The organism is Streptomyces sp. NPDC090442 (genome assembly GCF_044769405.1).
Classification (GTDB): Bacteria; Actinomycetota; Actinomycetes; order Streptomycetales; family Streptomycetaceae; genus Streptomyces.
On record NZ_JBIVXW010000278.1, the window covers coordinates 1 to 1,199 of the forward strand.

General features: G+C 64.1%; 1 protein-coding gene. It reads left to right on the top strand.

The features are described 5' to 3' along the window. Positions 1-1,199: acyltransferase domain-containing protein (locus ACIQU6_RS45025; RefSeq protein WP_403488578.1), on the top strand; the 1,199-nt coding region annotated here is incomplete at both ends.

Sequence of the window (1,199 nt, forward strand, 5' to 3'; positions counted from 1 at the left end):
GAGACCGCGCTGCGGGAACAGGCACACCGACTCCACGACCACCTGACCCGCACCCCAGAAACCAACATCACCGACGTCGCACGCGCACTCGCCCTCACCCGCACCCACTTCCCCCACCGCGCCGCCCTCACCGGCACCCACCGCAACGAACTCCTCCACGCACTCACCCAACTCACCCACGGCGAAACAGCCCCCAACATCATCCGCGGACACACCCACACCAACGGACGACTGGCATTCCTCTTCGCCGGACAAGGCAGCCAACGCCTCGGCATGGGCCAAGAGCTCTACCACACCTACCCCGCCTTCGCCCAAGCCCTCGACGCCGCCTGCGCAGCCATCGACCCCCACCTAGAACACCCCCTCCAACACGCCATGTTCCAAGACCCCCACCTCCTCAACCACACCGCATACACCCAACCCGCACTCTTCGCCCTCGAAACAGCCCTCTACCACCTCCTCCAAACCTGGAACATCACCCCCCACTACCTCACCGGCCACTCCATCGGCGAAATCACCGCAGCCCACGCCGCCGGAGTCCTCAACCTCACCGACGCCGCCACCCTCGTCACCACACGCGGCCACCTCATGCAACAACTCCCCCCAGGCGGCACCATGCTCGCCATCCAAGCCCCACCCACCCACATCGAACCCCTCCTCACCAACCAACAAGCCACCATCGCCGCCATCAACAGCCCCACCAACACCATCATCTCCGGCACCCACCACGCCCTCACCCACATCGCCCAACAACTCAACCCCCACACCAAAACCCAACTCCTCAACGTCTCCCACGCCTTCCACTCACCCCTCATGCAACCCATGCTGGAAAAATTCCGGCAAACCCTCCACACCCTCACCTACCACCCCCCAACCATCCCCATCATCTCCACCCTCACCGGCACCACCGCCACCACCGAACAACTCACCAACCCCGAACACTGGATCAACCACACCCTCCAACCCGTCCTCTTCCACCACGCCATCAAAACCCTCACCACCCTCAACACCACCACCTACCTCGAACTCGGACCCGACACCACCCTCACCACCCTCACCCAACACACCAACACCACCGCCACCACCCTCCCCACCCTCCACAAAAACCAACCCGAACCCCACACCCTCACCACCACCCTCGCCCACCTCCACACCACCGGCACCCCCATCAACTGGCACAACCACCACACACCCACCAC